Below are 1,567 nucleotides of genomic sequence, written 5' to 3'. Positions count from 1 at the left end.
GGCCGGAATAGGTCCGCACATGGATGTCGGTGAGGTCCCAGCCATTGGCGGGCGTGGTGTCGTCCGGGCAAGCCGAGGACACGCAGACGATATCGGTCAGGGCGCGCATCAAAACATAGTCGCCCGGCCGCGACCAGGGTTCGTCCGACACCATCACGCCATGCGCGTCGATCGCCGTGTTGAAGAAGAAGTTGATGGCCATCCAGCCGGCGCGGGGCGTGACACCCTTGTCGGCAAGCGCCTTGTTGAAGTTCTCCGAGCAGTTGGTGTGGCCCGGATAGCCGATGTCGTCGTAATATTTGGCGGCGCAGGCGAGCGCGAACGCATCGTGCCGGCCGCATGTGTCCTGCACCACCTCGACCAGCGGCTCCATGTCCTGATCGTAATATTTCGAATGCAGGCCGGGCATCGGATAGGCCGAGCCCATCAGCGTGCGCGTCGTCGTCACGTCGAGCGGCAGGTCGTGCCCCTTATCCAGTTTGCGCGCCGAAAAGCACTGGAAATCGGTGCACTGCCGGCCGTCGACGTCGATGATCTGCAGATAGTCGCCGGCCCTGACGAAATAGGATTCGGCGGTCGCCGAATGCACCCTGAGATCGAGCACCGGATCGGCGAGCGGATCGGCAAGCTGCCCTCTCGTCTTCAGCCGGATCGTGGCGCGGCGCACCAGCACGGTCACCGGCGTCGCCGTGTTGTGGCCGTCGACCAGCATAGGCCCGCCGGGCGCCGCGATCAGCAGCGCGCCGTCGCGCTGCACGGAAAAACTCTGCTCGGTGCCCGCCGGCGTGGCGCCCCCGAACACGCGCACGGCCTTCGGCTGGTCGAACTCCACCTTGCGGCGCTCGAGGCTGAGGCGAACCGCCGAGAGACTGTCGTCCCCTTCGGCAAGGAGCGCCTTGATGCCGGCCGCATTGCTGTTCGACCTCTCACCGAAAATGCCGGGATCGGTGATCCCCGTTTTATCCCAGGCCAGCAATTCGCAAGGCTGCCCGCCCTCGACATTGGTCACACTGACGCTGTCGCCCGCCTCGACGTCGATCAGCACCGCGCCATTGCCCTGCACGGTGTAGCGCTCCAGGCCCGGCGGCAGGCGGATCTCGCCGGGCCTCAGGATCAGGCTGGGCTTGGGCGGCCCGGACAGGACGGCGGGGTAGGGCGACTGGCTCATCTCAAACCCTCCTCCGAGCGAGAAACAAGTTTGCCTGTGTGTAAAATTATTTTCGCTGAGAGAATAGCAGGGGAGATGGATTTGGCAAGAAGGTGTGGTGCTCTGGGTGCGATCGCCGCGAGGTGGTTTGCCGACATGCTTGTCCTTCGAACGTCGGCGCCGCCCCTCATCCGCCCTTCGGGCACCTTCTCCCCGTGAACGGGGCGAAGGACGCTGCCGCCTTCGATTTCGCCAATCGCCAACGCTGCGGATCGGAGTGCCGTCGTTGCGGCCAGTGTCCAGCGGATAGATGGGTAACACTTTGAACCGGATACATAGGTAACAGTTTTCTCTCCCTATGATGCGGTCGCCGCAGCGCCAAGCGGTCGGCTTGGCGCGGCGCTGCGGCGAACCAGTTTC

1 protein-coding gene is annotated in these 1,567 nt (G+C 64.5%); it reads right to left on the bottom strand.

All coding sequences use genetic code 11. The features are described 5' to 3' along the window. On the bottom strand, positions 1-1,168 hold a 1,168-nt coding region (locus EOA27_RS35835), incomplete at its 3' end, for a DUF1989 domain-containing protein (RefSeq protein ID WP_127258657.1). Positions 1,169-1,567: the final 399 nt, after the last annotated feature.

Origin of the sequence: Mesorhizobium sp. M2A.F.Ca.ET.037.01.1.1 (assembly GCF_003998075.1) — a bacterium.
Taxonomy (GTDB): Bacteria; Pseudomonadota; Alphaproteobacteria; order Rhizobiales; family Rhizobiaceae; genus Mesorhizobium.
The sequence above is the reverse complement of the archived record's forward strand: the minus strand, read 5'-3'. Positions and strand labels throughout refer to the sequence as shown.